This is a genomic window from Leisingera sp. ANG-M6, from assembly GCF_000813905.1.
Classification (GTDB): domain Bacteria; phylum Pseudomonadota; class Alphaproteobacteria; order Rhodobacterales; family Rhodobacteraceae; genus Leisingera.
Window position 1 is genome coordinate 31,251 of record NZ_JWLG01000003.1, and the last position, 21,417, is coordinate 52,667.

Here is a 21,417-nt window from a genome sequence, read left to right on the forward strand (position 1 = left end):
CATGCTCCACACCTATGAAACCAACGGCGCCGCGATCTACGCCGAAAGCTTTGCCACCATCCGCCGCGAAGCCGATCTGGCGCGCTTCAACAAGGACGAGGAAAGCGTCGTCGTCCGCATGATCCACGCCGCTGGCATGGTGGGGCTGGAGGAGCACGTGCGCTTCTCCGACGGCATGGCTGAAACCGCCCGTGCAGCCCTGGCGAACGGTGCGCCGATCCTCTGCGATGCCTATATGGTGAGCGAAGGCATCACCCGCCCGCGCCTGCCCGCGGACAATGAGGTAATCTGCACCCTGCGCGACCCCAAGGTGCCGGAGCTGGCCAAGGAAATGTCCAACACCCGTTCCGCCGCCGCACTGGAGCTGTGGCGCCCGAAACTGGACGGCGCCGTCGTGGCCATCGGCAACGCCCCCACCGCACTATTTCATCTGCTGAACATGCTGAAGGACCCGGCCTGCCCCCGCCCCGCCGCCATCATCGGCTGTCCCGTGGGCTTTGTCGGCGCGATGGAATCCAAGGACGCGCTGATGGAGGACCTGCCGGTCCCGTCGATGATCGTGAAGGGCCGTCTGGGCGGCTCCGCCATCACCGTTGCGGCGGTGAACGCACTGGCAAGCTGGAAAGAGTAACGATGGGCAAAGTCATCTGCGCAGGGCTTGGCCCCGGTGATCCCGACCTGATGAGCGTCCGCTCGCACCGGCTGATCACAGGCGCGCGCCACATCGCGTACTTCCGCAAGGCAGGCCGTCAGGGCCAGGCCCGCGCCATCGTCGAGGGCATGCTGGCCGAAGGCGTCACCGAACACGCGATGGAATATCCGGTTACGACCGAAATCCATTTCTCCGACCCTGAATACAACCGGGTGCTGGGCGAATTCTATGACCAGTGGGCCGACACATTGGCCGAAATCGCCAAGGATGAGGACGTGGTGGTCCTGTGCGAGGGCGACCCGTTCCTCTATGGCTCTTACATGCATCTCTACACCCGCCTGCAAGGCCGTGCGGAGCAAGAGATCGTGCCCGGCATCACCGGCATGTCCGGCTGCTGGACCGCCTCTGGCCAGCCGATCACCTGGGGCGATGACGTGCTGACCGTGGCGATGGCGACCCTCAGCGAGGATGAGCTGGCTAAGCGCGCGGCAGAAACCGACGCGCTGGTGGTTATGAAGATCGGCCGCAACCTGCCCAAGCTGCGCCGCGCACTGGAACGGGCTGGCCGTGCCGGTGAAGCCTGGCTGGTCGAACGCGGCACCATGCCCGGCCAGACCGTTCAGAAGCTGTCGGAGATCACAGGCGAGGTGCCCTATTTCTCCATCGTATTGGTTCACGGACAGGGGCGCCGGCCATGAAACTATCGCAAAACGGCTGGGTGGTGATTGCGGGCCTCGGCCCGGGAAATGAAGCACTGGTGACCCAGGAAGTCCGCGACGTCATCGCGGAAGCCACGGATATCGTTGGCTATATCCCCTATGTGAACCGTATCGCGCCGCGCGAGGGGCTGACCCTGCACGCCACTGACAACCGGGTTGAGGTCGACCGCGCCACCCATGCGCTGGAGATGGCCGCCGAAGGCAAGCGCGTGGTCGTGGTGTCCTCCGGCGATCCGGGCGTGTTTGCCATGGCCTCCGCCGTGTTCGAGGCGCTGGAGAACAGCGCGGAAAGCCACCCCGAATGGCTGGATCTGGAGATCAAGGTGCTGCCGGGCATCACCGCGATGCTGGCCGCCGCTGCCGCCATCGGCGCGCCGCTGGGGCATGATTTCGCGGCCATCAACCTCAGCGACAACCTGAAGCCCTGGTGCCTGATCGAAAAGCGCCTGCAGCTGGTTGGCGAGGCCGGTCTGGCAATGGCGTTTTACAACCCGCGCTCCAAGTCACGCCCGCATCAGTTTGCCCGCGCGCTGGAGATCCTGCGCGAGGCCTGCGGCGCGGACACGCTGATCACCTTCGCTCGCGACGTGACCAAACCCGGGCAGGAGCTGCTGACCGTGCCGCTGAAGGAGGCCACGCCTGAGATGGCCGACATGCGCACCGTGGTGATTGTCGGCAACCGCGACACCCGCAGGGTGGGCAATTACGTCTATACTCCACGCTACGCTGCCGAAGGATGAGCAATCCAGGCCATCACCTCTGCCACGTTGCCTTTGATGGGGCGCTCGGGCACCTTGGGTCTGCCGATCATGATGACCGGCAGGCCAAGACCGCGCGCGGCAGTGAGCTTGGCCGCGGCCCCCGCGCCGCCGGCGTTCTTGGCGACCACATGGGTGATGGCGTGGCACTGCATCAGCGCGGTGTCGCCCGCGACGTCAAACGGCCCGCGGGCAATCTCGACCGTTGTGTGCGGCAACGGCAGGGGCGCTTCGGGTTCGTCCACCAGCCGCAGCAGGTAGTGGTGCTGGGGCTTGGCCGCGAATTGCGCAAGGTTTTGCTTGCCGATCGCCAGAAACACCCGTGCCGGGGTTTCGGGAAGAGCCTCCACGGCCTGTTCAATGCTGTCCGCTTGCACCCAGTTGTCGCCCTCTCCCGCCTGCCAGGCCGGGCGCTCAAAGGCGCAGAGCGGCACGCCCACCAATGCGCAAGCGCCCACCGCGTTGGTGCTCATCTGCGCCGCGAAGGGATGGGTGGCATCGACCACATGGGTGATCCCTTCGGCCTGCAGGTAATCCGCCAGCCCGTCCGCGCCGCCAAAGCCGCCAATGCGGGTGGGCAGCGGCTGGCTGACCGGTTTGGCGGTACGACCCGCGTAGGAGAACACCGCATCCGCGCCTGCTTCGGCCAGGGTTTTGGCGAGCGCCGAGGCCTCGGTGGTGCCGCCCAGAAGAAGGATGCGTGTCATGTCTGATCCATGGCTTACGATAATCGGTCTGGGCGAAAATGGACTGGAAGGCTTGGGCGATGCAAGCCGGAAGGCGCTGGCGGAGGCCGATGTGATTTTCGGCGGCCCGCGGCACCTGGAACTGGCGGGTGCGGGCAGCAAAGGCCAGCCCTGGCCGGTGCCGTTTTCCATTGAACCTGTGCTGGCGATGCGCGGCCGCAACGTCGCGGTGCTAGCCTCGGGCGATCCGTTCTGGCATGGCGCCGGCGGTTCGCTGATGCGGGATCTGGCGCCCGATGAGTGGATCTCTTACCCGGTGCCATCCTGTTTCGCGCTGGCCGCCAACCGGCTGGGCTGGAAGCTGGAGGACGTTCTGTGCCTAGGCCTGCATGCCGCGCCTTATGCGCGGCTTCTGCCCTTGTTGGGGCGGGGTGTGCGGGTCATCTGCACACTGCGGGATGGCAAGGCCCCGGCGGAGCTGGCGGAATGGCTGGTTGTGCATGGTCAGCCTGATGCTGAACTGACCGTAATGGAACGGCTTGGCGGCCCCAGGGAACAGATGCACAGCACCACGGCCGAAAGTTGGGATTCGGCATCCGGTGGGGCGCCGGTCCTTATGGCCATCGAGGCCATGCGGCCCGGACTGCCGCAGGCGTCCGGGCTGGCGGATGATCTTTTTGCCAGCGACGGGCAGATCACCAAGCGTCCGGTCCGGGCGCTGACCCTGTCGGCCCTGGCACCGCGCGCAAGCGAACTACTGTGGGATATCGGCGGCGGCTCCGGCTCGGTCTCGGTCGAGTGGTGCCTGGCCGCCCCCGGCGCACAGGCCATCACTTTTGAGCCGCGCGAGAGCCGGCTGGAGAACATCCGCGCCAATGCCGCGGCCTTTGGGCTGGATCACCGGATGAAGCCGGTGCTGGGCAAGGCGCCGGAGGTGCTGGACGGCCAGCCCCTGCCTGACTGTGTCTTCATCGGCGGCGGCGGCTCGCAAGAGCTTTTGGACCATTTGTGGAACATCCTGCCCGAGGGCACCCGGCTGGTTGCCAATGGCGTCACACTGGAAACCGAGACCCTGCTGATGCAGGCCCATGCCACGCGCGGCGGGCATCTGCTGAAGGCCGAGATTGCCGAGGCAGGCCCCCTGGGTTCCATGCGCGACTGGCGGCGGGCGCGGCCCGTGATTCAGTGGAGCGCCACGCGATGAAGGTGGCAGGCATCGGGTTTCGCAGTGCCGCCACAGCGGCAGATCTGCAGGCGGCACTGGCATTGACCGGCGCGCAGGTGGATGCACTGGCCTCTGTCGCGGAGAAGGCCGGGGCGCCGGCCATGCAGGAGTTTGCGCGCAGCATCGGCCTGCCGGTGATTGCGCTTGAAAATCAGGATATTGCCGGGGAGCAGACCCTCACCTGCTCCCCCCGGATCAAGGCGCGGTTCGGCACCGGGTCGCTGGCGGAAGCCGCGGCGCTGGCCGGGGCGCGCCACGGGGTGCCGGGCGCGCAGTCGCGCCTGCTCGCCCCCAGAGTTGTCACCGCGGATGGGCTTGCCACCGCGGCCATAGCAGAAAGACTTGAGCCATGACCGTTCACTTCATTGGCGCCGGACCGGGCGCTGCCGATCTTCTGACCCTGCGCGGGCGCAACATCATCGCGTCCTGCCCGGTGTGCCTGTACGCGGGTTCGCTGGTGCCGGAGGAAATCCTGAGCCACTGCCCGGCGGACGCGAAGATCGTGAACACCGCGGCAATGGACCTGGATGCCATCGTGGCAGAGATCAAGGCAGCGCACGAGGCAGGACAGGACGTGGCGCGGCTGCATTCCGGCGACCTGTCGGTCTGGTCCGCCATGGGCGAGCAGATCCGCCGCCTGAAAGCAGAGGGCATCCCGGTGAGCGTCACCCCGGGCGTGCCGTCCTTTGCCGCTGCGGCTGCGGCGCTGGGAACCGAGCTCACCCTGCCGGGCCTCGGCCAGTCGGTGGTGCTGACCCGCACCCCGGGCCGCGCGTCCTCGATGCCTGCAGGCGAGTCGCTGGAGAATTTCGCGAAAACCGGCACCACCCTGGCGATCCACCTGTCGATCGGCAATCTGGACCATGTGGTCGACAGCCTGACACCGCATTACGGTGCGGACTGCCCGGTCGCCGTGGTCTACCGCGCCAGCTGGCCGGATCAGCAGATCATCCGCGCCACCCTGGACACGCTGAAAGAGTCGCTGGATGAGAAGATCTCCCGCACCGCGCTGATCCTTGTTGGGCCGGTTCTGAAGGGCGAGGGCTTTGAAGAAAGCTGCCTCTATTCCACCGACTACGACCGCCGCTACCGCCCGCAAACGGCTGACAGCCCGTGGTCGAGCTGGAACCATGGGGACGACTAAGACCATGGCCAACATGAACCCTCCCGGGCTGATGATCTCGGCGCCGTCCTCGGGCACTGGCAAGACCACCGTGATGCTGGGCCTTTTGCGGGCGCTGGCCGAGGACGGGCTGACCGTGCAGCCCTACAAGAGCGGACCGGATTATATCGACCCGGCCTTCCACCTGGCAGCGGCTGGGCGTGCATCCTTCAACCTGGACACCTGGGCGATGGACGCAGGCCTGCTGGATGCAGTCACCAGCCAGTCGGCGGGTGCCGAAATCTGCATCGGCGAAGGTTCCATGGGCCTTTACGACGGTGTGGCAACGCGCGGGCAGTCGGGCTTTGGCTCCTCCGCCGAGACCGCCAAGCGCATGGGCTGGCCGGTGGTGCTGGTGGTCGATGTGGGCGGTCAGGCGCAGTCCGCTGCGGCCACCGCGCTGGGGTTCAAGAACTACGACCCTGAGCTGCCCTTTGCCGGGGTGATCCTGAACCGTGTTGCCAGCCCGCGGCATGAGCGGCTGACCCGGCTGGGCATGGAGAAGGCAGGCATCAAGGTTCTGGGCTCCCTGCCCCGGCGCGGCGACCTGACCCTGCCGGAGCGGCATCTGGGCCTGATCCAGGCGGTGGAGCACCCCGATCTGGAGGCCGCCATCGCGGGCTATGCCGCCTTCCTGCGTGAGCATGTAGACCTGGAGGCAATCAAGGCCGCAGCACTGGCTGGTCAAGCGCCTGCGCCCGCAAACCTGCCCAAACCGCCCGCGCAACGGATTGCGCTGGCCTGGGATGCGGCGTTTTCCTTTACTTACCCGCATCTGCTGACCGGCTGGCGCGCGGCAGGCGCAGAAATCCTGCCGTTCTCGCCGCTCGCTGACGAGGCCCCGGCGGCGGACGCCGATCTGGTCTGGCTGCCCGGCGGCTACCCGGAGCTGCACGGCGGCACCTTGGCGGCGGCGGAGACCTTCCGCGCCGGTGTCCGCAAGCACGCCGAGACCAAGCCGGTGCATGGCGAATGCGGCGGCTATATGGCCCTGGGCGAGGCGCTCATTGACAAGGAAGGCAACCGCCACCAGATGCTGGGCCTTCTGGGCCTCGTGACCTCCTATGAAAAGCGCAAGTTCCACCTCGGCTACCGCCGCGCCATTCTGCAGGCCGGGATGCCGGGCTTTGACGCAGGCACGGCACTACGCGGGCATGAGTTCCATTACTCCACCATTCTGGAAGAGCCTGACGCACCGCTGGCCAATGTCATGGACGCCGACGGCGGCCCGGTGCCGGAGACCGGCTCGATCAAGGGCCACGTCACCGGCACCTTCTTCCACTTGATCACGGGAGAACAGGCATGAGCGGTTTTGTGAGCTTCGTCTCTTCCGGCCCCGGCGATCCGGAACTGCTGACCGTGAAAGCCGTGAAGCGGCTGGAAGCGGCGGATGCGGTGCTGTTCGACGACCTGTCGTCGGGGCCGATCCTGAGCCATGCCCGCGCCGATGCCGATCTGGTTGGGGTGGGCAAACGCGCCGGCCGCCCCTCGCCCAAGCAGGATCACGTCAGCCAGCTCTTGGTCGATTACGCTCAGAGCGGCCTCAACGTGGTGCGGCTGAAATCCGGGGACTCCGGCGTCTTCGGGCGGCTGGAGGAAGAGATGACGGCACTGCGCGAGGCGGGCATCGGGTTTGAAATCGTGCCCGGCGTCACCGCAGCCTCCGCTGCTGCGGCGGCAGCCAACATTCCGCTGACCCGGCGGCTGACCGCGCGGCGGCTTCAGTTCATCACCGGCCATGACGTTACCGGCGGACTGCCGGACGATCTGAACATGGCAGCGCTGGCCGACCCGCATGCCACCACCGTGGTCTATATGGGCAAACGCACCTTTGCCGACCTGGCAGAGAAGCTGATGGAAGCGGGCCTGCCCGCGGACACCCACGCGCTGGTGGCGCAAGGGGTTTCCACTCCTGAGCAGAAACTGTTCTGCCACACCGTGGGCGAGCTGCCCGTGACACTGCGTGCGATGGAGACCAAGGCGCCGGTGCTGATCCTGTACGGGCCGCTGGCCGATCAGGATCTGCCTGCCGTATGAGCATGCCCACCCTCACCCTGTGCCGCACCTGCCGCGACGCCGACCCTGCCCTGCCCGGTCAGGTCGCCGCAGCGCTGGAGACGCCGCGCATGATGTGCGCCACGCAACTGGCTTCCCCTGCCACTAAGGCCATGTTCAGTCGCATTCTGACCAGCGGCCTGTTCGCTGGCGCTGCAGCAGGGTTGATTACCGCCCTGCTGCAGCTGTATTTCGTGTAGCCCGTGCTGCTCCACGCCGAGCTCTACGAGGGCGGTGAGCTGGTGCATTTCGGCGCTGACCCCGTAACCGCCCATCCCGACCTGCCCGGCATGTTCGCCGAACCGGTGCGCGATGGCCTCAGCATCATCTTCACCATGCTGACCTACACCGGTTATGCGCTGGTGATGGCGGCGCTGATGTCTGTGGCAGAACGCCAGGGCCATGAGATCAACGCACGCACCGGCCTGATGTGGGGCCTGGCGGGTTTCATCACCTTCCACTTCGCCCCCGGCCTGTCGCTGGCGCCTGAGGTGCCGGGTGTTGCTGCTGCTGACGTGGGCGTGCGCCAGGCCTGGTGGACCGTCACCGTGGCCGCGGCCGGCGTTGCCATGTGGCTGATTGCCTTTGGCGGCAACCTGGTCAGCTACTTGGTCGCTGCCCTTTTGCTGATGGCCCCGCATATCGTTGGCGCACCTGAGCCGGAGAGCTTCTCCGGTCCGGTCCCGACCGAAATCGGCGCGCTGTTTGCCGCCCGTACCTTCGGCATCGGCATGGCCGCCTGGGTGCTCTTGGGCAGCTTTGCCGGCTACTTCTGGCAAACAGAAGGCAAGCGCGCGGAAGCCGCAGCCTGATCCCCTGACACCTCCCGCCGGGCCTGCCCAGGCGGGAGCTTTCTTTTCGAGGATGACATGATGTCCCGTTCTCTTGCTCTTTTTGCCATCGGCCTGATCTTTGGCGGCGGCGCCGGCTTTGTGACCGCTGCCGGCAATGGCATCACCTTCGACGGCCATGATCACGGCGACCCGGCGCATCACGGCGGCGGTCATGGTGAAATGGCGGCGCATGACCATTCCCAGACCGTCAGCCTGGCGGCTGGCCCGGATGCGCCCGGCGTCGCCATCCAGCTGCACAAGGACCCGATGGCTGGATGGAACCTGCAGGTCACGCCGCAGAACTTCCGCTTTGCCCTGCAGAACGCCTCTGCCGCGGACGTGGACGGCGAAGGCCACGCGCATGTCTATGTGAACAGCGAGAAACTCGCCCGGCTCTACGCCAGCTGGATGCATATACCTGCCCTGCCCGGCGGGGCTGAGGTCAAGGTCTCGCTCAACACCAACAGCCACAGCGCGCTGCTGGTGGACGGTCAGCCGGTGGAAGCGAAGATTGCCGTTCCCGCAGGCGAAGGCTCCTGAGCTGTAAATCCCGGCTTGCAAGACAAATGGCGCGGCCCCATAGAGGGCCGTGTTTTCACGTGAAAGGCCCCGTCATGATTGAGCTTTCCCTGATCGGCATAGGCACCGGAAACCCGCAGCACATGACGCTGCAGGCGATGGACGCGCTGAACGCTCAGGATGTGATCCTGATCCCCAACAAGGGCGCGGGCAAGGACGACCTTGCGGGACTGCGCCGCGAGATCTGCGCGCGCGCAATTCAGGGCGATGGCCCGGAGATCGTGGAGTTCGCCCTGCCCGTGCGGGACGAGGCCACCAAGAGCTACCGCAAACGGGTGGACGACTGGCACGACGCCATCGCCGAAATCTGGTGGCAGAACATCACGGCCCATCTGCCGGATGGCGGCAAAGCCGGGTTCCTGGTCTGGGGTGACCCGTCGCTTTATGACAGCACCATGCGGATTGCCGAGCGGCTGAAAAGGCTGGCAGAAATCAAACTGACCGTGATCCCCGGCATCACCTCGATCCAGGCGCTGACCGCAGCGCATGCGATCCCGGTTAACGAAATCGGCGCGCCCTTCACCATCACCACCGGGCGGCAGTTGCGCGAGAACGGCTGGCCGGACAGTGCTGATACGCTGGTGATCATGCTGGACGGGGAATGCTCCTTTCAGTCCATCGCGCCGCAGGGTGTGGAAATTTTCTGGACCGCCTATGCCGGGATGGAGAACCAGATTTCCGTTGCAGGCCCACTGGCAGAGGTTTCAGAGCAGATCATCGCAACCCGCGCCAAGGCGCGCGCCCAGCACGGCTGGATCATGGACATCTATCTGCTGCGAAAAAGCTGAAACCGGCCGCTATTGCAGCGGCTCTCATGTTACCGGGCTGGATTGAGTGGCGGGGAGACAGGGATTCGAACCCTGGGAACGCTCTCACGTTCAACGGTTTTCAAGACCGCCGCATTCGACCACTCTGCCACCTCCCCGGTCCGTCAGCGGTTTAGGATGCAACGCCGGGCGAGGCAAGGGGAAATCCGAGGCCCGCAACCAGCCCGCAAGGGAAATTTTTGAACGGCCGCCCGGCGCGCGGAAATTTGCCGCCGCTGAGGCTTTCCCTTGTGCCGCGGCCCGGCAGGGTTTTCATGACCGGAAGCGCAGGCTATCATGCCGCCAAATCAAGAAGACCGGGCATTCCGGCAGGGGCGCAGAAGCGCCGCGGGCACAGGCAAGGATGAGAGCATGACAGACACCGTGTCGAGAGCAAAACACGCCCCGCGGATCGCCGCGGCGGCCCTGGGCCTGTTGGTCCTGGCAGCCTGCGAGGACGGGCCGAAGCTGGGGTTCCTGGAGCCCAAACCCAAGGCGGAAGGCGAGGTCAAGGCCTCCAGCAGCACCAAGCTGGTGGAACGCGACGTGGAAGCGCCGGATGTGTTCCAGGTGACCGAAGCGGGCCTCTGGGACGGCCGCCCCTCGATCGGCGGCGTCTGGGTGGCGCATCCCGATACCCAGGACCCGGAACGGGTGATCATCCGCAACAATGCCAATGGCCAGTTCGTGATCGGCGCCCTGTTCCGGCGCGAGCGCGAGATTCCGGGACCGCGGCTGCAGGTATCCTCTGACGCCGCCGCCGCGCTTGGCGTGCTGGCAGGCGCCCCGGTGGAACTGAACGTGACCGCCCTGCGGCGCGAGGAAGTTAACCCCGATCCGCTGCCGGAAGACCTGTCAGGCACCGAGCCCGCGCTGGAGGGCGACGCAGGGCTGAACGACGATGCGCTGGCCGGAAGCGAGATCTCTGAAACCCCGCTGGACCCGATTGCCGGCGCCGCGGCTGCCATTGAAGCCTCGGCACCCTCAGCCGCCTCTGCTGCGGCCCCTGCCAAGGCAGAACCTGCCGCCGCCGCGGCCCCCAAGCGACAGAAATCCTCGCTGAGCAAGCCGTTCATCCAGATCGGCATTTTCAGTGTCGAGGCCAATGCCAAACGGACCGCCAACATGATGCGCAGCGCCGGCATGGTGCCGGAAGTGCGTGAGCAATCCGCCAGTGGCAAGACCTTCTGGCGGGTGCTGGTCGGCCCGGCACAGAACAAATCCGAACGCAGCCAGCTGCTGCAAAGCGTGAAGGAAACCGGATTCGCGGATGCCTATGCAGTCTCAAACTGATCCCCGCACCGCGCGCCTGGCGCGTGCCCTGAAATCTTCGCTGCGCATGGGCCTGGCTGCCGGGCTGGCGGTCAGCCTGTCGGCGCTGTCCGCCGCCGCCTTTGATACCAAGGCGCGCGCGGCCTATGTGCTGGATGCAGGCACCGACACGGTGCTTTTGTCCAAGAACTCCGACGTGCCGCTGCCGCCGGCCTCGATGTCCAAGCTGATGACGCTTTACGTGGCATTTGAGGCCCTGCGCGACGGGCGGCTGACGCTGGACGAGACCCTGCCGGTCAGCGAGCACGCGATGAGCTACAAGGGCTCGACCATGTTCCTGGACACGCTGGACCGGGTCCGGGTCGAAGACCTGCTGCGCGGCATCATCGTGCTGTCCGGCAACGACGCCTGCGTGGTGATTGCCGAGGCGCTGAGCCCGGATGGAACCGAGGCCGGGTTCGCCCGCTATATGACCAAGCGCGGCCAGGAACTGGGCATGACCGCCTCAACCTTTGCCAACTCCAACGGCTGGCCCGCCGCAGGGCACCGGATGTCGGTGCATGATCTGGCAATCCTGGCCGAGCGGCTGATCGAGGATTTCCCGGAATACTATCCGCTGTTTGCCGAAACCAAGTTCGAATTTGACGGCCGCGCGCCGTCCAATGTCCGCAACCGCAACCCGCTGCTGAAGCTGGGTATCGGCGCCGACGGGCTGAAGACCGGCCACACCGAGGAAGCGGGCTATGGCCTGGTTGGCTCTGCCAAGCAGGGTGACCGGCGGGTGATCTTTGTGGTTTCCGGTCTGGACAGCGAACGCGCCCGGGCAGAGGAGGCAGAAGCCCTCGTTAACTGGTCGTTTCGCCAATTTACCAAGAAAACCGTTGCCAAAGAGGGCATCCCCATCGCCGAAGCCGAGATTTGGCGGGGGGCCGAGCGATCGGTAGGACTGGTGCCGGCGGAGGATCTGGAAATCCTGCTGCCGACGCTGGCAGGCGGCACCATCGAGGGCGAAGTTGTTTACAGCGGCCCGATCGAGGCGCCTGTGGCCCAGGGTCAGCGACTGGCGGAACTGGTGCTGCAACCCGAGGAACTGCCGGAGGTGCGGCTGCCGCTGGTGGCTGAAAGCGATGTGCCCGCGGGCGGCTTTGTGGTGCGGGTGAAAACCGCGGCGCAGGTGCTCATCAAGCAGTTCCTGACCGGTCCCGAGGGGGCGCTGTGACAGCGGACACGGGGCGCGGCGGCCTGTTCATTACCTTTGAAGGCATCGATGGGTCCGGTAAGTCCACCCAATGCCGCCTGCTGGGTGAGGCGCTGCAGGCGGAGGGCCGGGATGTTGTGCTGACGCGAGAACCTGGCGGCTCCCCCGGCGCCGAGGAAATCCGCCGCCTGGTGCTGGAGGGCGATCCTGACCGCTGGTCGGCGGAAACTGAACTGCTCTTGTTCATGGCGGCGCGGCGCGACCATCTGGAGCGCACCATCGAGCCTGCCCTCGCAGCTGGCAAGGTGGTGATCTGCGACCGTTTTGCCGACAGCACAAGGATGTATCAGGGGCTGTCCCGCGGCGATCTGCGTGCAGCGGTGGACCAGATGCACAAGCTGATGATCGGGCGCGAACCGGACCTGACCCTGCTGATTGACATGGACCCCGCCGAAGGCCTGGCCCGCGCCAAAGGGCGGCAGGGCAAGGAAGAGCGGTTCGAGGATTTCGGGGTCGCGCTGCAGGAGAAGATGCGCGCGGGCTTCCTGGCGCTGGCGCAGGAATTTGCCACCCGCTTCCGGGTGGTCGATGGCGCCCGCCCGGTAGAGGAGATTGCGGCCGATGTACGCAAGCTGGCGGAAGCTGCCCTGAAGGGAACTGGGGCATGAGCGCTGACGAAGACCTTCCCCGCGCCGACCAGGCCGAGGGCGCACCGCATCCGCGCGAGACCCTGCGGCTGATCGGGCAAGAGGCGGCAGAGCAGGATTTCCTGACCGCATACACTTCCGACCGCCTGCACCACGGCTGGCTGCTGACCGGCCCGCAGGGGGTGGGCAAGGCAACGCTGGCCTGGCGGATCGCCCGTTTCCTGCTGGCAACGCCGCCGGCCGAGGAGGGCCTGTTCGGCGCCCCGCCCCCGCCGCAGACGCTGGACATTGACGCAGAGCACCCGGTCTCCCACCGCATTCAGGCGCTGGCGGAACCGGGACTGGCGCCGATCACCCGCTCTTACGATGACAAGGGCAAGCTGCGCAGCCAGATCGTGGTGGACGACATCCGCAAGCTCAACCGCTTCTTTGGCCTGTCGGCCACCGACGGCGGGCGGAGGGTGGTGATCGTTGACGCCGCCGACGACATGAATGTCAGCGCCGCCAATGCGCTCTTGAAAATGCTGGAGGAGCCGCCGGCACGCACCACGATCCTGCTGATCTCGCACCAGCCCTCGCGCCTGTTGCCAACGATCCGCTCGCGCTGCCGCACCCTGCGGCTGGGGCCGCTCAGCGCGCCGGACATGGAGGCGGCGCTGGCGCAATCAGGTGTCGAGCTGCCCCAGAATATGGACAATCTCGCGGCCCTTGCTGGCGGCTCTGTCGGCGCGGCGCTGCGGCTGATCAATCTGGGCGGGCTCAAGATCTATGCCGAACTGGTGCAGATCCTCGATTCCATGCCGCGGCTGGACCGCCAGCGCGCCATGGCGCTGGCCGAGGCCGCCGCCCAGCGCGGTGCGGCTGAGAAATTCGAGCTGCTGTTGTCGCTGACCGAGATGGCGCTGGCCCGGCTGGCGCGCACCGGCGCCACCGGCGCACCGCCAGCGCCGGAAGCGGCACCGCAGGAGGCAGCGATGCTGCAGCGCTTGTCCCCCGATCCGCGCAAAGCGCGCGCCTGGGCTGACCTTGCCGCGGAAGTGACAGCGCGCTCCCGCCACGGGCAGGCGGTGAACCTTGACCCCGCGGCGCTTGTCCTAGATACGGTTTTCAAGATGCAGGAAACCGCGTCGCGCTAGGCATCCGGCGCGGCGCAAGCGGCACCAGAGGATTCATGACCGAGACGCCCCCCCAGATTACGGACAGCCATTGCCACCTGGACTTTCCGGACTTCGAAGGCCGCCTGGATGAGGTGATCGCCAGCGCGGCAGAGGCCGGCGTGACCCGGATGGTGACGATCTGCACCAAGATGAAGAACGAGCCCTCCGTGCGCGCCATTGCCGAGGCGCACACGCCGGTGTTCTACGCCGCGGGCACCCACCCGATGAGCGCCGCGGACGAGCCGCTGGTCACCGTTGACGAACTGGTGGCGCTGGCCAAACACCCGAAGTTTGTCGGCATCGGCGAGACGGGCCTCGACTACCACTACACCGCCGACAGCGCCACAGTGCAGCAGGAGTCCTTGCGTATTCACATTGCTGCCGCCCGCGAAACCGGCCTGCCGCTGATCATCCACGCCCGCGCTGCCGACGACGACATGGCCCGCATTTTGGGCGAGGAGATGAACAACGGCGCCTATTCCTGCGTGATGCACTGCTTCTCGTCTTCGGCAGAGCTGGCCAGGGCGGCCCTGGACCTGGGCTTCTACCTGTCGATGTCCGGTATTGCCGCCTTCCCCAAGAGCCAGGAGCTGCGCGATATCTTTGCCGCTGCACCCGTGGAGCGCATTCTGGTCGAGACCGACGCGCCTTATCTGGCGCCGCCGCCCTACCGCGGCAAGCGGAACGAGCCGGCCTATACTGCCTTTACCGCCAAGGTGGGGGCCGAGGTGTTCGGCATGGACTACACCGCTTTTGCCGCGCAGACGCAGCAGAACTTCGACCGGCTGTTCTGGAAAGCCGCCCAGTATGAGGCTGCCGCCTGATGGCTGAGATGCGCTTTACCATCCTGGGCTCGGGCTCATCGGGCGGGGTGCCGCGCATTGGCGGCCATTGGGGCGATTGCGACCCCAAGAACCCGAAGAACCGCCGCGGCCGTTGCTCGATGCTAGTGGAGCGCATTGATGCGGGCGGCACCACCTCAGTGCTGATCGACACTCCGCCGGACATGCGCAACCAGCTTCTGGATGCAGAAGTCGAGCGCCTGGACGCTGTGGTCTTCACCCATTCCCACGCCGATCATCTGCACGGGATCGATGACCTGCGCATGGTCTATTACAACATGCGCCAGCGGATCGATGTATATGCCGACGGACCGACCCAGAATGACCTTTTGAACCGCTTCGGCTACGCTTTCACACAGCCTGAGGGCTCTCCCTACCCGCCGATCCTGGACCTGAAGGCCATCAGCGGCCCGTTCACCATTGAAGGTCCCGGCGGCGCAATCCCGTTTCGCCCTTTTGAAGTGAAGCACGGTTCTGTCGATGCCCAGGGTTTCCGTATCGGCGGCCTGGCCTATCTGCCGGATGTGAAAGAGATCCCGGACGCCGCCCTGCCGGAACTAGAGGGCCTGGAAGTCTGGGTTTTGGACGCGCTGCGCCGCACGCCCCATCCGACCCATTTCAGCTTCAGCGACGCAATGGAGTGGTTCGAAAAGATGGCGCCCAAACGCGGCATCCTGACCAACATGCATATCGACATGGACTACGCCACTTTGGAGGCCGAGACTCCGGACCACATCACGCCTGCTTATGACGGGATGGTCATCCGGATGGAGATCTGATGGGCGCGCTTGCGCCCTTTTTCATTTACGCATTTTGAGGCCGGATTTGTTTCAAAGCCTGATTGACGTCATCCTGCCGGTGTTCCTGGTTGTCGGCGCAGGCTACGCCGCCACCGCGCGGGGCGTGCTGGAGCAGGCGCATGTCGACGGCGTGATGAAATTCGCCCAAGGCTTTGCGATCCCCTGCCTGCTGTTCAAAGCGATGGCGGAACTGGATCTGTCTGCCAGCTTCAATCCGCAGCTGCTGGCAAGTTTTTACACCGGCGCCTTCACCTGTTTTCTGATCGGACTGTTTGGTGCCAGGCTCCTGTTCAAGCGGGAGTGGGAGGACTGCATCGCCATCGGCTTTTGCTGCCTGTTCTCCAACTCCGTGCTGCTGGGGCTGCCGATTACCGAACGCGCCTTCGGGCCGGACAACCTGACCGGCAACTACGCAATCATCGCCTTCCATTCGCCGTTCTGCTATGGCGTCGGCATCACCGCGATGGAGTTTGTGCGCAACCGCGGGGCGGGCGGCATCAAGACTGTCACATCGGTGCTGAACGCAATGTTCCGCAATGTGCTGATCCTGGGGATTACGCTGGGGTTTGCGGTCAACCTGTCGGGGCTGGCGATTCCGCTGGTCATCAATGAGGCACTGTCGCTGCTGATCCGCGCGGCACTGCCGGCGGCGCTGTTTGCGCTTGGCGGCGTGCTGGTGAAGTACCGCCCCGAAGGCGATATGCGGGCGATTCTGTTTGTCTGCTTCACCTCGCTGATGATCCATCCGGCAATTGTCTGGACCTTGGGATCGGCCTTGGCGCTGCCGCAGGATCTGTTCCGCTCCGGCGTTCTGAACGCCGCGATGGCGACCGGGTTCAACGGCTATATCTTTGCCAATATGTACGGGCGGGCCAAACGGGTGGCCGCGTCCTCCGTGCTGATTGCCACCGGGGCCAGTATCCTGACCGTGTGGTTCTGGCTGCTGGTTTTGAGCTGAATAAAAAGGTCAGCAGTTCTGCCCAAATGTTTCGCGCGCGAAACATTTGGACAGCAAGACTGACCTTATCCTTCAGATTTCATTAGCAATTTTCCACCAAATCGTTACCGCCGTTAAAAGCGGGGATCATCCAGCTCCAGCGGAAATCCCTTGGGCAGCAGACCAGCCTGAAACCAGTTGATGAAGGAATGGATCGAAAACACCGGCAGGCCGGTGGCCTTCCTCACGTCGCGGGCGTAAGGCACCATATTTGTGCATTCCAGCACGATAGCGCCCAGATCCGGTATGTCCGCTACCATTGCGCGGGCTGCATCGATCATGTCCAGGCGGCAGGATTCGAAGTCAATCGAGGGCGCGTCACCCAGGACATCGCGGGTAAAGGCGCGGAGGCCGTCAGTGCCTGCAATGGGCGTATCCGGCGCAACACCTGCGGCAACAAGGTGGGCGGGTGTCAGCGTCGCCTTGGAAATAGTCAGGATGCCGCAACGCTTGCCCGCGGGCAGCAGGTTTTGCACCATCGGCACCTGCATCAGCGAGGATGTCGCCACCGGCACGCCCAGCGCCTGCTTCACCTCATCCTGGATCAGCGCCAGGAATCCGCAGTTGGTGGTGATGCCATCGGCGCCCATGGCGACCAGGTCACGGCCGGCCTCGACAAACAGGTCGATCAGGTCCTTGGGATTGCCGCGCACGACATTCTCAGGGTTGGCGCCGCGCACCACCTTGTAGTGGACCGGGAAGTCCCAGGTCATCGCGTTGCCCATGTCGCCAAAAATGCGGGGAAAGCGGGTTTCCAGCATCAGGATGCCAACCGCCGCGCCAAAGACCGTCTTGCCACCGTGTTCCATGTGACTCCCCTACTCGTCCGGCACGTAAAGCTGGGAAAAGGCGATGCGGACAGCTTCCGTCGCCTCCTCCCGCCGTTTCTCGATATGGCTGCGCATGGCCGATACCGCCGCATCCGTGTTGCGGGCTGCAATGCCTTCGACGATCTGGCGGTGGGCCGAAATGTCGCCCGGCGCCTTGCCCCCTGCCCGGTCGCGCATGCGTTTGAGGTCAATGAGCCGGATATAGCGGATCCGGCCGTTGAGGTTGTTCAGGATGCGCTGCAATTCGCTGTTACCCGAAAGCTGCGCCAGCCGGGCATGGAAGCTTTCGTCCATCGCCAGCAGTTCTTCCGGGTCGGTGGCGCTTTCGTACTCCGGCTCCATCCGGTTCAGGTAATCCGCCAGCGCGGCAATGTCCCCATCCGGGGCACGGGTGCAGGCCAGCCGCACGGCTTCGCATTCCACCGCCACGCGGGCCTCATACAGGTCCATGATATAACTGGGCGTCAGCGGGCGGCAAAAGAAGCCGCGGTTGTTCTGGAAGGTCAGAAAGCCCTCGGCCACAAGCCGGTTCAGCGCTTCGCGCAGCGGGGTGCGGCTGGCGCCCAGCACCTCGGACAGGGCGCTTTCGTTGATCCGCTGGTCAGGCTTGAAGGCAAAATCCGCCGCCATCCGGCGCAGCGCCTCGTACACCCTGTCCACATTGCTTTCGCGTTTGGCCATCATTCCCGCCGTGTGTTCAATCCGCGGAGCAAATTAGGGCGGTGCCCGGTCCTTGGCAAGATTGAATTCGGAATTGAATACAATTCCCGGATCAGTCACTCTTGGTGCGCAGTGTAGGGTGCCAGCTCCTGCTTCAAGAGCGCCAGGAACTCCTGCCCGACTGCCGACAGGGGGCGCGACTTGGAGGTGATCACCGCCATATCCATCATGATGCGCGGCCGGAACGGGCGGGAAACAAATCCGCCGCCGCTCTCGAAGCCCAGTACGAAGGGGTCGAGGAGCGAAACCCCCATTCCCTCCTGCACGAAACTCAGGAGGTTCTTGAACATATGCGAATGCACGCGGGTTTTCAGAGGGATCCCTGCCTGCTGAAAGACTTCCCGGGTGCGGCGGTGGGTCATGTGGTCCGGCCCCATGACAATGAAGGGCACACCCTCCAGCAATTCGGGCGTCAGCACCTCGTGTTCCGCCAGCGGACTGTCCGCAGGCATCGCCAGACGGGTTTCGACGCTGACTGGATGCACCTCCAGCCCGTCATGGATCAGCGGCATCTCGCAGACGCCGATCTCAAACAGACCGGCGATCACCCATTCCTGGATCTTCAGCGAATACTGCGCCTGGAAGGAGATCGACAAATCGGGGCGTGTACGGGCAAAACGGGCGATCAGCGCAGGCATGAAACCAAAGGACATGGAGTGCTGCGAGGCCACCTGCAGCTGACCCGCCTGTTTGTTCTGCAGGTCCGTCACTGCCTGCGCCACGTGGTCCAGCCCGCGCACCACGGTGTCGACCTCCTGAAACAGCACGCCGGCCTCCGGTGTCGGGATCAGCCGGCCCTTGCTGCGTTCGAACAGTTTGAGCCGTGTCTGGCGCTCCAGCTGGTAGAGCAGATTGGAAATGCCGGGCTGGGAGATCCCCAGTTGCTCTGCCGCACCGGTAACAGTGCCGGTTTCGACAATGGCGTGAAAGGCCTGCAGCTGGCGGAAGCGGAGAGACATGTCAGCTCATCACTTTTCATGATACCTTATCCAATTCTTTGTATTGGTAATGATGATCCAGTCAAGGCAGGCTTTTCCCGCACCTGGGAGGAAGATCAAAGTGCTGGAACAAAAGATTGCCGGGATGGATTTGTGGCATCTCGCGCTGCCCGTCTTGTCGCGCCGCGACCATGGGATCGGGTCTGTTGAGGGCTCCTGCGAAGTTGTGATTGTCCGGCTGCGCAGCGAAGGCGGCGCCGAAGGGTTTGGCGAGGCCTCGACCTGGTCGGTTTTCACCGGCACGCCCGAGGCCAGCCTTGCGGCGCTGGACCGCTACATCCGGCCGCTGGTGGAGGGCCGCCGGGTGGCGGACCGCGCGGCGATCATGGAGGATGCGGCCAAAGCCGTGGCCCATTGCACCGAGGCCAAGGCGGCGCTGGAAACCGCCCTGCTGGACCTGACCGGGCGGATCTCCGGTGTGCCGGTCTGGGCTCTGCTGGGCGGCAAGTGCCGCGATAGCATCCCGCTCAGCTGTTCGATTGCCGATCCGGATTTTGAGAAGGACGTGGAGCTGCTGCACCGGCTGCGCGCAGACAAGGTTGGGCTGATCAAGCTGAAGACCGGCTTCAAAGATCACGCCTTCGACATCATGCGGCTGGAGCGGATTGCCAGGGACTTCCCCGATTTCCGGGTGCGGGTGGACTACAATCAGGGCCTCAGCATCGAGGACGCGCCTGCGCAGGTCCGCGATGTGGCGGAGTTCAAGCCGGTTTTCATCGAGCAGCCGGTGCGGTTCCACCACTTTGGCATGATGGCAAAGCTGCGCCAGATGATTGATGTGCCGCTCTTGGCGGACGAGAGCGTATTCGGCCCGGAGGACATGGTGCGCGCGGCACGCGAGGGCATCTGCGATGGTGTCTCGGTCAAGATCATGAAATCGGGCGGCCTCAGCCGCGGTCAGACGGTGGCGCGGATTGCGGCGGCCAACGGGCTGTCGGCCTATGGCGGCGACATGTTCGAAGCAGGGGTGGCGCATCTGGCAGGCACCCACATGATTGCGGCCACGCCAGAGATCCGGCTGGGCTGCGAGTTCTACCAGGCAAGCTATTTCCTGAAAGAGGACATACTGGAGACCCCCTTCCAGGTCGTCGACGGTCAAGTGGTGGTGCCGGACGGACCGGGCCTGGGCATCAAGCCGGATGTTGAAAAGCTGGACCGTTACGCGGTCTCAAAGAAGGTCGCGGCATGACGGCGGGAAAGAAAACCGTTGCCATCATCGGCGCCGGCATTGTCGGCGTCTCGGCCGCGATTGAGCTGCAACGTGACGGGCATCAGGTGATCCTGATTGACGGCAAGGGGCCGGGTGAAGGCACCAGCCACGGCAACGGCGGCATTCTGGCCTCCTGCTCCATCGTGCCCGTCACCGGACCGGGGCTGTGGAAGAAGGCGCCAAAGATGCTGCTGGACCCGGAGCAGCCGCTGTTCATGCGCTGGGGGTACCTGCCGAAACTGGCGCCATGGCTGATGAAATACATGGGCCATGCCAATGCAGCCGATACCGCCCGCATCGCCGCGGCACTGGCGCCCATCGTGGGGGATTCGCTGACCGATCATCAGGCACTGGCGGCTGGGTCCGGGGCGGAACGGCACCTGAAACCCTCGGACTACCTGTTCCTCTATAATGACCGCGCGCATTTCGGCGAGGACGCATTCGGCTGGGGGTTGCGCAAGAAACACGGTTTCCAGTGGGATGAGTTGGAGGGAGCGGAGTTCCGGGCCTATGACGGCATCTATTCCCGGGACATCACCTTTGCCGCGCGGCTGAAGGACCACGGCATCATCACTGACCCCGGCCAGTACGTGAAGGACCTGGCGGCCCACGTCACCGGCAATGGCGGCCGGCTGATCAAAGCCTTTGTGACGGACGTGGCGCGCGAAAACGGCACGGTGACCGGCGTGCGCGCAGGCGGCGAGACCATCCCCTGCGACGCGGTTGTGGTGGCCACCGGCGTTTGGTCCAAGCCGCTGGCAGAGAAACTGGGAATTTCCGTACCACTGGAAGCAGAACGCGGCTATCATCTTGAATTATGGGAGCCTTCGGCGATGCCCAAGGCCCCTGTGATGGTAGCAGCGGCCAAATGCGTGGTGACCCCGATGGAGGGACGGATCCGGATTGCAGGCATCGTGGAATTCGGCGGGCTGGAAGCCGGGCCGTCGAAAGGCCCGCTGGAGCTGTTGCACAGGAATGCGCGCCGCATCCTGCCGGGTGTCACCTGGAAACACGAAGAGGAATGGCAGGGCGCCCGCCCTGCCCCGGCCGACTCGATTCCGGTGATCGGCAAAGTTCCCGGCCTGTCCGGCGCCTACGTCGGTTTTGGCCACCACCACATCGGCCTGACAGGCGGACCAAAGACCGGGCGCCTGCTGGCGCAGATGATTTCGGGCCGAACCCCGAACATGGACATGAGCGCCTATGACCCGGCGCGATACGCGATCTGATACCAACCAGTGCCCCTTAAGGGGCCGCAACCACAACAGGGA

The 21,417-nt window shown here is 65.0% G+C and carries 23 protein-coding genes, 1 tRNA gene and 1 pseudogene; 20 read left to right on the forward strand and 5 right to left on the reverse strand.

The genetic code is table 11. The annotated features are described in order from the left end of the window. The first annotated feature begins 1 nt into the window (after position 1). Genes RA24_RS01550 through cobJ form a run of 3 tightly spaced genes read left to right on the forward strand, consistent with a single transcriptional unit; the run spans position 2 to position 2,111 of the window. The gene (locus RA24_RS01550) at positions 2–631 is read left to right on the forward strand and encodes a precorrin-8X methylmutase (RefSeq protein ID WP_039189318.1); all 630 of its coding nucleotides are present in this window, start codon (positions 2–4) and stop codon (positions 629–631) included. 2 nt (positions 632–633) lie between these two features. After that, positions 634–1,350, forward strand: a complete 717-nt coding sequence (locus RA24_RS01555; protein ID WP_029205069.1) for a precorrin-2 C(20)-methyltransferase — start codon at positions 634–636, stop codon at positions 1,348–1,350. Next, positions 1,347–2,111 carry a precorrin-3B C(17)-methyltransferase gene (gene cobJ / locus RA24_RS01560; RefSeq protein WP_039189320.1) on the forward strand — a complete coding sequence of 255 codons (765 nt, stop codon included), beginning with the start codon at positions 1,347–1,349 and terminating at the stop codon, positions 2,109–2,111. Before RA24_RS01555 ends, cobJ begins: the two co-directional genes overlap by 4 nt. On the opposite strand, the gene RA24_RS01565 is transcribed toward cobJ, so the two are convergent. Next, positions 2,093–2,836 (reverse strand): cobalt-precorrin-6A reductase, encoded by a 744-nt coding sequence (locus tag RA24_RS01565; RefSeq protein ID WP_039189322.1) that lies wholly within the window; start codon positions 2,834–2,836, stop codon positions 2,093–2,095. The two genes, cobJ and RA24_RS01565, sit on opposite strands and share 19 nt — an antisense overlap. Between RA24_RS01565 and RA24_RS01570 the strand changes: the two genes are divergently transcribed. The 8 genes and pseudogenes from RA24_RS01570 (at position 2,835) to cobF (ending at position 9,457) form a co-directional block, all read left to right on the forward strand. Beyond that, positions 2,835–4,019 carry a bifunctional cobalt-precorrin-7 (C(5))-methyltransferase/cobalt-precorrin-6B (C(15))-methyltransferase gene (locus RA24_RS01570; RefSeq protein WP_039189323.1) on the forward strand — a complete coding sequence of 395 codons (1,185 nt, stop codon included), beginning with the start codon at positions 2,835–2,837 and terminating at the stop codon, positions 4,017–4,019. The two genes, RA24_RS01565 and RA24_RS01570, sit on opposite strands and share 2 nt — an antisense overlap. Further along, complete coding sequence (locus RA24_RS01575; protein ID WP_039189325.1) at positions 4,016–4,393, forward strand: cobalamin biosynthesis protein; 378 nt, start codon at positions 4,016–4,018, stop codon at positions 4,391–4,393. Before RA24_RS01570 ends, RA24_RS01575 begins: the two co-directional genes overlap by 4 nt. Beyond that, on the forward strand, positions 4,390–5,184 hold the full coding sequence (cobM, locus tag RA24_RS01580) for a precorrin-4 C(11)-methyltransferase (protein ID WP_039189327.1): 795 nt from the start codon (positions 4,390–4,392) through the stop codon (positions 5,182–5,184). The genes RA24_RS01575 and cobM overlap by 4 nt, the downstream gene beginning before the upstream one ends. A gap of 4 nt (positions 5,185–5,188) precedes the next feature. Further along, positions 5,189–6,508: a cobyrinate a,c-diamide synthase gene (locus RA24_RS01585; RefSeq protein WP_039189330.1), complete on the forward strand. Its 1,320-nt coding sequence runs from the start codon at positions 5,189–5,191 to the stop codon at positions 6,506–6,508. After that, the gene (gene cobA, locus RA24_RS01590; RefSeq protein ID WP_039151673.1) at positions 6,505–7,239 is read left to right on the forward strand and encodes a uroporphyrinogen-III C-methyltransferase; all 735 of its coding nucleotides are present in this window, start codon (positions 6,505–6,507) and stop codon (positions 7,237–7,239) included. Before RA24_RS01585 ends, cobA begins: the two co-directional genes overlap by 4 nt. Before the next feature lie 131 nt (positions 7,240–7,370). Further along, positions 7,371–8,069, forward strand: a pseudogene (locus tag RA24_RS01595) (CbtA family protein). A 60-nt stretch (positions 8,070–8,129) separates the two neighbouring features. Further along, positions 8,130–8,630, forward strand: a complete 501-nt coding sequence (locus RA24_RS01600) for a hypothetical protein (protein ID WP_039189463.1) — start codon at positions 8,130–8,132, stop codon at positions 8,628–8,630. Between the two features lie 74 nt (positions 8,631–8,704). Beyond that, positions 8,705–9,457 (forward strand): precorrin-6A synthase (deacetylating), encoded by a 753-nt coding sequence (gene cobF, locus RA24_RS01605; protein ID WP_039189332.1) that lies wholly within the window; start codon positions 8,705–8,707, stop codon positions 9,455–9,457. A 47-nt stretch (positions 9,458–9,504) separates the two neighbouring features. Here the strand turns inward: cobF and RA24_RS01610 are convergent. Then, positions 9,505–9,594, reverse strand: a tRNA-Ser gene (locus RA24_RS01610). Positions 9,595–9,847: 253 nt separating this feature from the next. Here RA24_RS01610 and RA24_RS01615 point away from each other — a divergent pair. From RA24_RS01615 to RA24_RS01645, 7 genes are read left to right on the forward strand one after another with little or no spacing between them, the layout of a single operon-like run. Beyond that, positions 9,848–10,768, forward strand: a complete 921-nt coding sequence (locus RA24_RS01615; RefSeq protein WP_039189464.1) for an SPOR domain-containing protein — start codon at positions 9,848–9,850, stop codon at positions 10,766–10,768. Positions 10,769–10,814: 46 nt separating this feature from the next. Then, positions 10,815–11,966 carry a D-alanyl-D-alanine carboxypeptidase family protein gene (locus RA24_RS01620; RefSeq protein ID WP_052269509.1) on the forward strand — a complete coding sequence of 384 codons (1,152 nt, stop codon included), beginning with the start codon at positions 10,815–10,817 and terminating at the stop codon, positions 11,964–11,966. Further along, positions 11,963–12,613, forward strand: coding sequence for a dTMP kinase (gene tmk, locus RA24_RS01625; RefSeq protein WP_039189334.1), 651 nt, complete (start codon positions 11,963–11,965; stop codon positions 12,611–12,613). The genes RA24_RS01620 and tmk overlap by 4 nt, the downstream gene beginning before the upstream one ends. Further along, positions 12,610–13,728 carry a DNA polymerase III subunit delta' gene (locus RA24_RS01630; RefSeq protein ID WP_039189337.1) on the forward strand — a complete coding sequence of 373 codons (1,119 nt, stop codon included), beginning with the start codon at positions 12,610–12,612 and terminating at the stop codon, positions 13,726–13,728. The genes tmk and RA24_RS01630 overlap by 4 nt, the downstream gene beginning before the upstream one ends. A gap of 35 nt (positions 13,729–13,763) precedes the next feature. Further along, complete coding sequence (locus RA24_RS01635; RefSeq protein WP_039189340.1) at positions 13,764–14,573, forward strand: TatD family hydrolase; 810 nt, start codon at positions 13,764–13,766, stop codon at positions 14,571–14,573. Then, entirely contained in the window at positions 14,573–15,370 is a 798-nt protein-coding gene (locus tag RA24_RS01640; protein ID WP_019298429.1) for an MBL fold metallo-hydrolase, read from the forward strand. The genes RA24_RS01635 and RA24_RS01640 overlap by 1 nt, the downstream gene beginning before the upstream one ends. Before the next feature lie 46 nt (positions 15,371–15,416). Next, positions 15,417–16,349 (forward strand): AEC family transporter, encoded by a 933-nt coding sequence (locus tag RA24_RS01645; protein WP_039189342.1) that lies wholly within the window; start codon positions 15,417–15,419, stop codon positions 16,347–16,349. A gap of 113 nt (positions 16,350–16,462) precedes the next feature. On the opposite strand, the gene RA24_RS01650 is transcribed toward RA24_RS01645, so the two are convergent. The 3 genes from RA24_RS01650 to RA24_RS01660 form a co-directional block, all read right to left on the reverse strand. Continuing rightward, positions 16,463–17,197: an aspartate/glutamate racemase family protein gene (locus tag RA24_RS01650; protein WP_039189343.1), complete on the reverse strand. Its 735-nt coding sequence runs from the start codon at positions 17,195–17,197 to the stop codon at positions 16,463–16,465. A 9-nt stretch (positions 17,198–17,206) separates the two neighbouring features. After that, entirely contained in the window at positions 17,207–17,899 is a 693-nt protein-coding gene (locus RA24_RS01655) for a GntR family transcriptional regulator (protein ID WP_029205065.1), read from the reverse strand. Between the two features lie 95 nt (positions 17,900–17,994). Beyond that, positions 17,995–18,897 carry a LysR family transcriptional regulator gene (locus RA24_RS01660; protein WP_019298425.1) on the reverse strand — a complete coding sequence of 301 codons (903 nt, stop codon included), beginning with the start codon at positions 18,895–18,897 and terminating at the stop codon, positions 17,995–17,997. 52 nt (positions 18,898–18,949) lie between these two features. Here RA24_RS01660 and RA24_RS01665 point away from each other — a divergent pair, with 52 nt between their 5' ends. Together RA24_RS01665 and RA24_RS01670 are read left to right on the forward strand one after the other, a co-directional pair. Continuing rightward, the gene (locus RA24_RS01665; RefSeq protein WP_052269510.1) at positions 18,950–20,125 is read left to right on the forward strand and encodes an enolase C-terminal domain-like protein; all 1,176 of its coding nucleotides are present in this window, start codon (positions 18,950–18,952) and stop codon (positions 20,123–20,125) included. Continuing rightward, positions 20,122–21,375, forward strand: coding sequence for an NAD(P)/FAD-dependent oxidoreductase (locus RA24_RS01670; protein ID WP_039189345.1), 1,254 nt, complete (start codon positions 20,122–20,124; stop codon positions 21,373–21,375). The genes RA24_RS01665 and RA24_RS01670 overlap by 4 nt, the downstream gene beginning before the upstream one ends. Positions 21,376–21,417 lie beyond the last annotated feature (42 nt).

Bases quoted from the DNA above. Each gene is read 5' to 3' on its own strand.
- RA24_RS01550 (WP_039189318.1), top strand. From the start codon at position 2: ATGCTCCACACCTATGAAACCAACGGCGCCGCGATCTACGCCGAAAGC.
- RA24_RS01555 (WP_029205069.1), top strand. From the start codon at position 634: ATGGGCAAAGTCATCTGCGCAGGGCTTGGCCCCGGTGATCCCGACCTG.
- cobJ (WP_039189320.1), top strand. From the start codon at position 1,347: ATGAAACTATCGCAAAACGGCTGGGTGGTGATTGCGGGCCTCGGCCCG.
- RA24_RS01570 (WP_039189323.1), top strand. From the start codon at position 2,835: ATGTCTGATCCATGGCTTACGATAATCGGTCTGGGCGAAAATGGACTG.
- RA24_RS01565 (WP_039189322.1), bottom strand. From the start codon at position 2,836: ATGACACGCATCCTTCTTCTGGGCGGCACCACCGAGGCCTCGGCGCTC.
- RA24_RS01575 (WP_039189325.1), top strand. From the start codon at position 4,016: ATGAAGGTGGCAGGCATCGGGTTTCGCAGTGCCGCCACAGCGGCAGAT.
- cobM (WP_039189327.1), top strand. From the start codon at position 4,390: ATGACCGTTCACTTCATTGGCGCCGGACCGGGCGCTGCCGATCTTCTG.
- RA24_RS01585 (WP_039189330.1), top strand. From the start codon at position 5,189: ATGGCCAACATGAACCCTCCCGGGCTGATGATCTCGGCGCCGTCCTCG.
- cobA (WP_039151673.1), top strand. From the start codon at position 6,505: ATGAGCGGTTTTGTGAGCTTCGTCTCTTCCGGCCCCGGCGATCCGGAA.
- RA24_RS01600 (WP_039189463.1), top strand. From the start codon at position 8,130: ATGTCCCGTTCTCTTGCTCTTTTTGCCATCGGCCTGATCTTTGGCGGC.
- cobF (WP_039189332.1), top strand. From the start codon at position 8,705: ATGATTGAGCTTTCCCTGATCGGCATAGGCACCGGAAACCCGCAGCAC.
- RA24_RS01615 (WP_039189464.1), top strand. From the start codon at position 9,848: ATGACAGACACCGTGTCGAGAGCAAAACACGCCCCGCGGATCGCCGCG.
- RA24_RS01620 (WP_052269509.1), top strand. From the start codon at position 10,815: ATGGGCCTGGCTGCCGGGCTGGCGGTCAGCCTGTCGGCGCTGTCCGCC.
- RA24_RS01630 (WP_039189337.1), top strand. From the start codon at position 12,610: ATGAGCGCTGACGAAGACCTTCCCCGCGCCGACCAGGCCGAGGGCGCA.
- RA24_RS01635 (WP_039189340.1), top strand. From the start codon at position 13,764: ATGACCGAGACGCCCCCCCAGATTACGGACAGCCATTGCCACCTGGAC.
- RA24_RS01640 (WP_019298429.1), top strand. From the start codon at position 14,573: ATGGCTGAGATGCGCTTTACCATCCTGGGCTCGGGCTCATCGGGCGGG.
- RA24_RS01650 (WP_039189343.1), bottom strand. From the start codon at position 17,197: ATGGAACACGGTGGCAAGACGGTCTTTGGCGCGGCGGTTGGCATCCTG.
- RA24_RS01655 (WP_029205065.1), bottom strand. From the start codon at position 17,899: ATGGCCAAACGCGAAAGCAATGTGGACAGGGTGTACGAGGCGCTGCGC.
- RA24_RS01660 (WP_019298425.1), bottom strand. From the start codon at position 18,897: ATGTCTCTCCGCTTCCGCCAGCTGCAGGCCTTTCACGCCATTGTCGAA.
- RA24_RS01665 (WP_052269510.1), top strand. From the start codon at position 18,950: ATGATCCAGTCAAGGCAGGCTTTTCCCGCACCTGGGAGGAAGATCAAA.
- RA24_RS01670 (WP_039189345.1), top strand. From the start codon at position 20,122: ATGACGGCGGGAAAGAAAACCGTTGCCATCATCGGCGCCGGCATTGTC.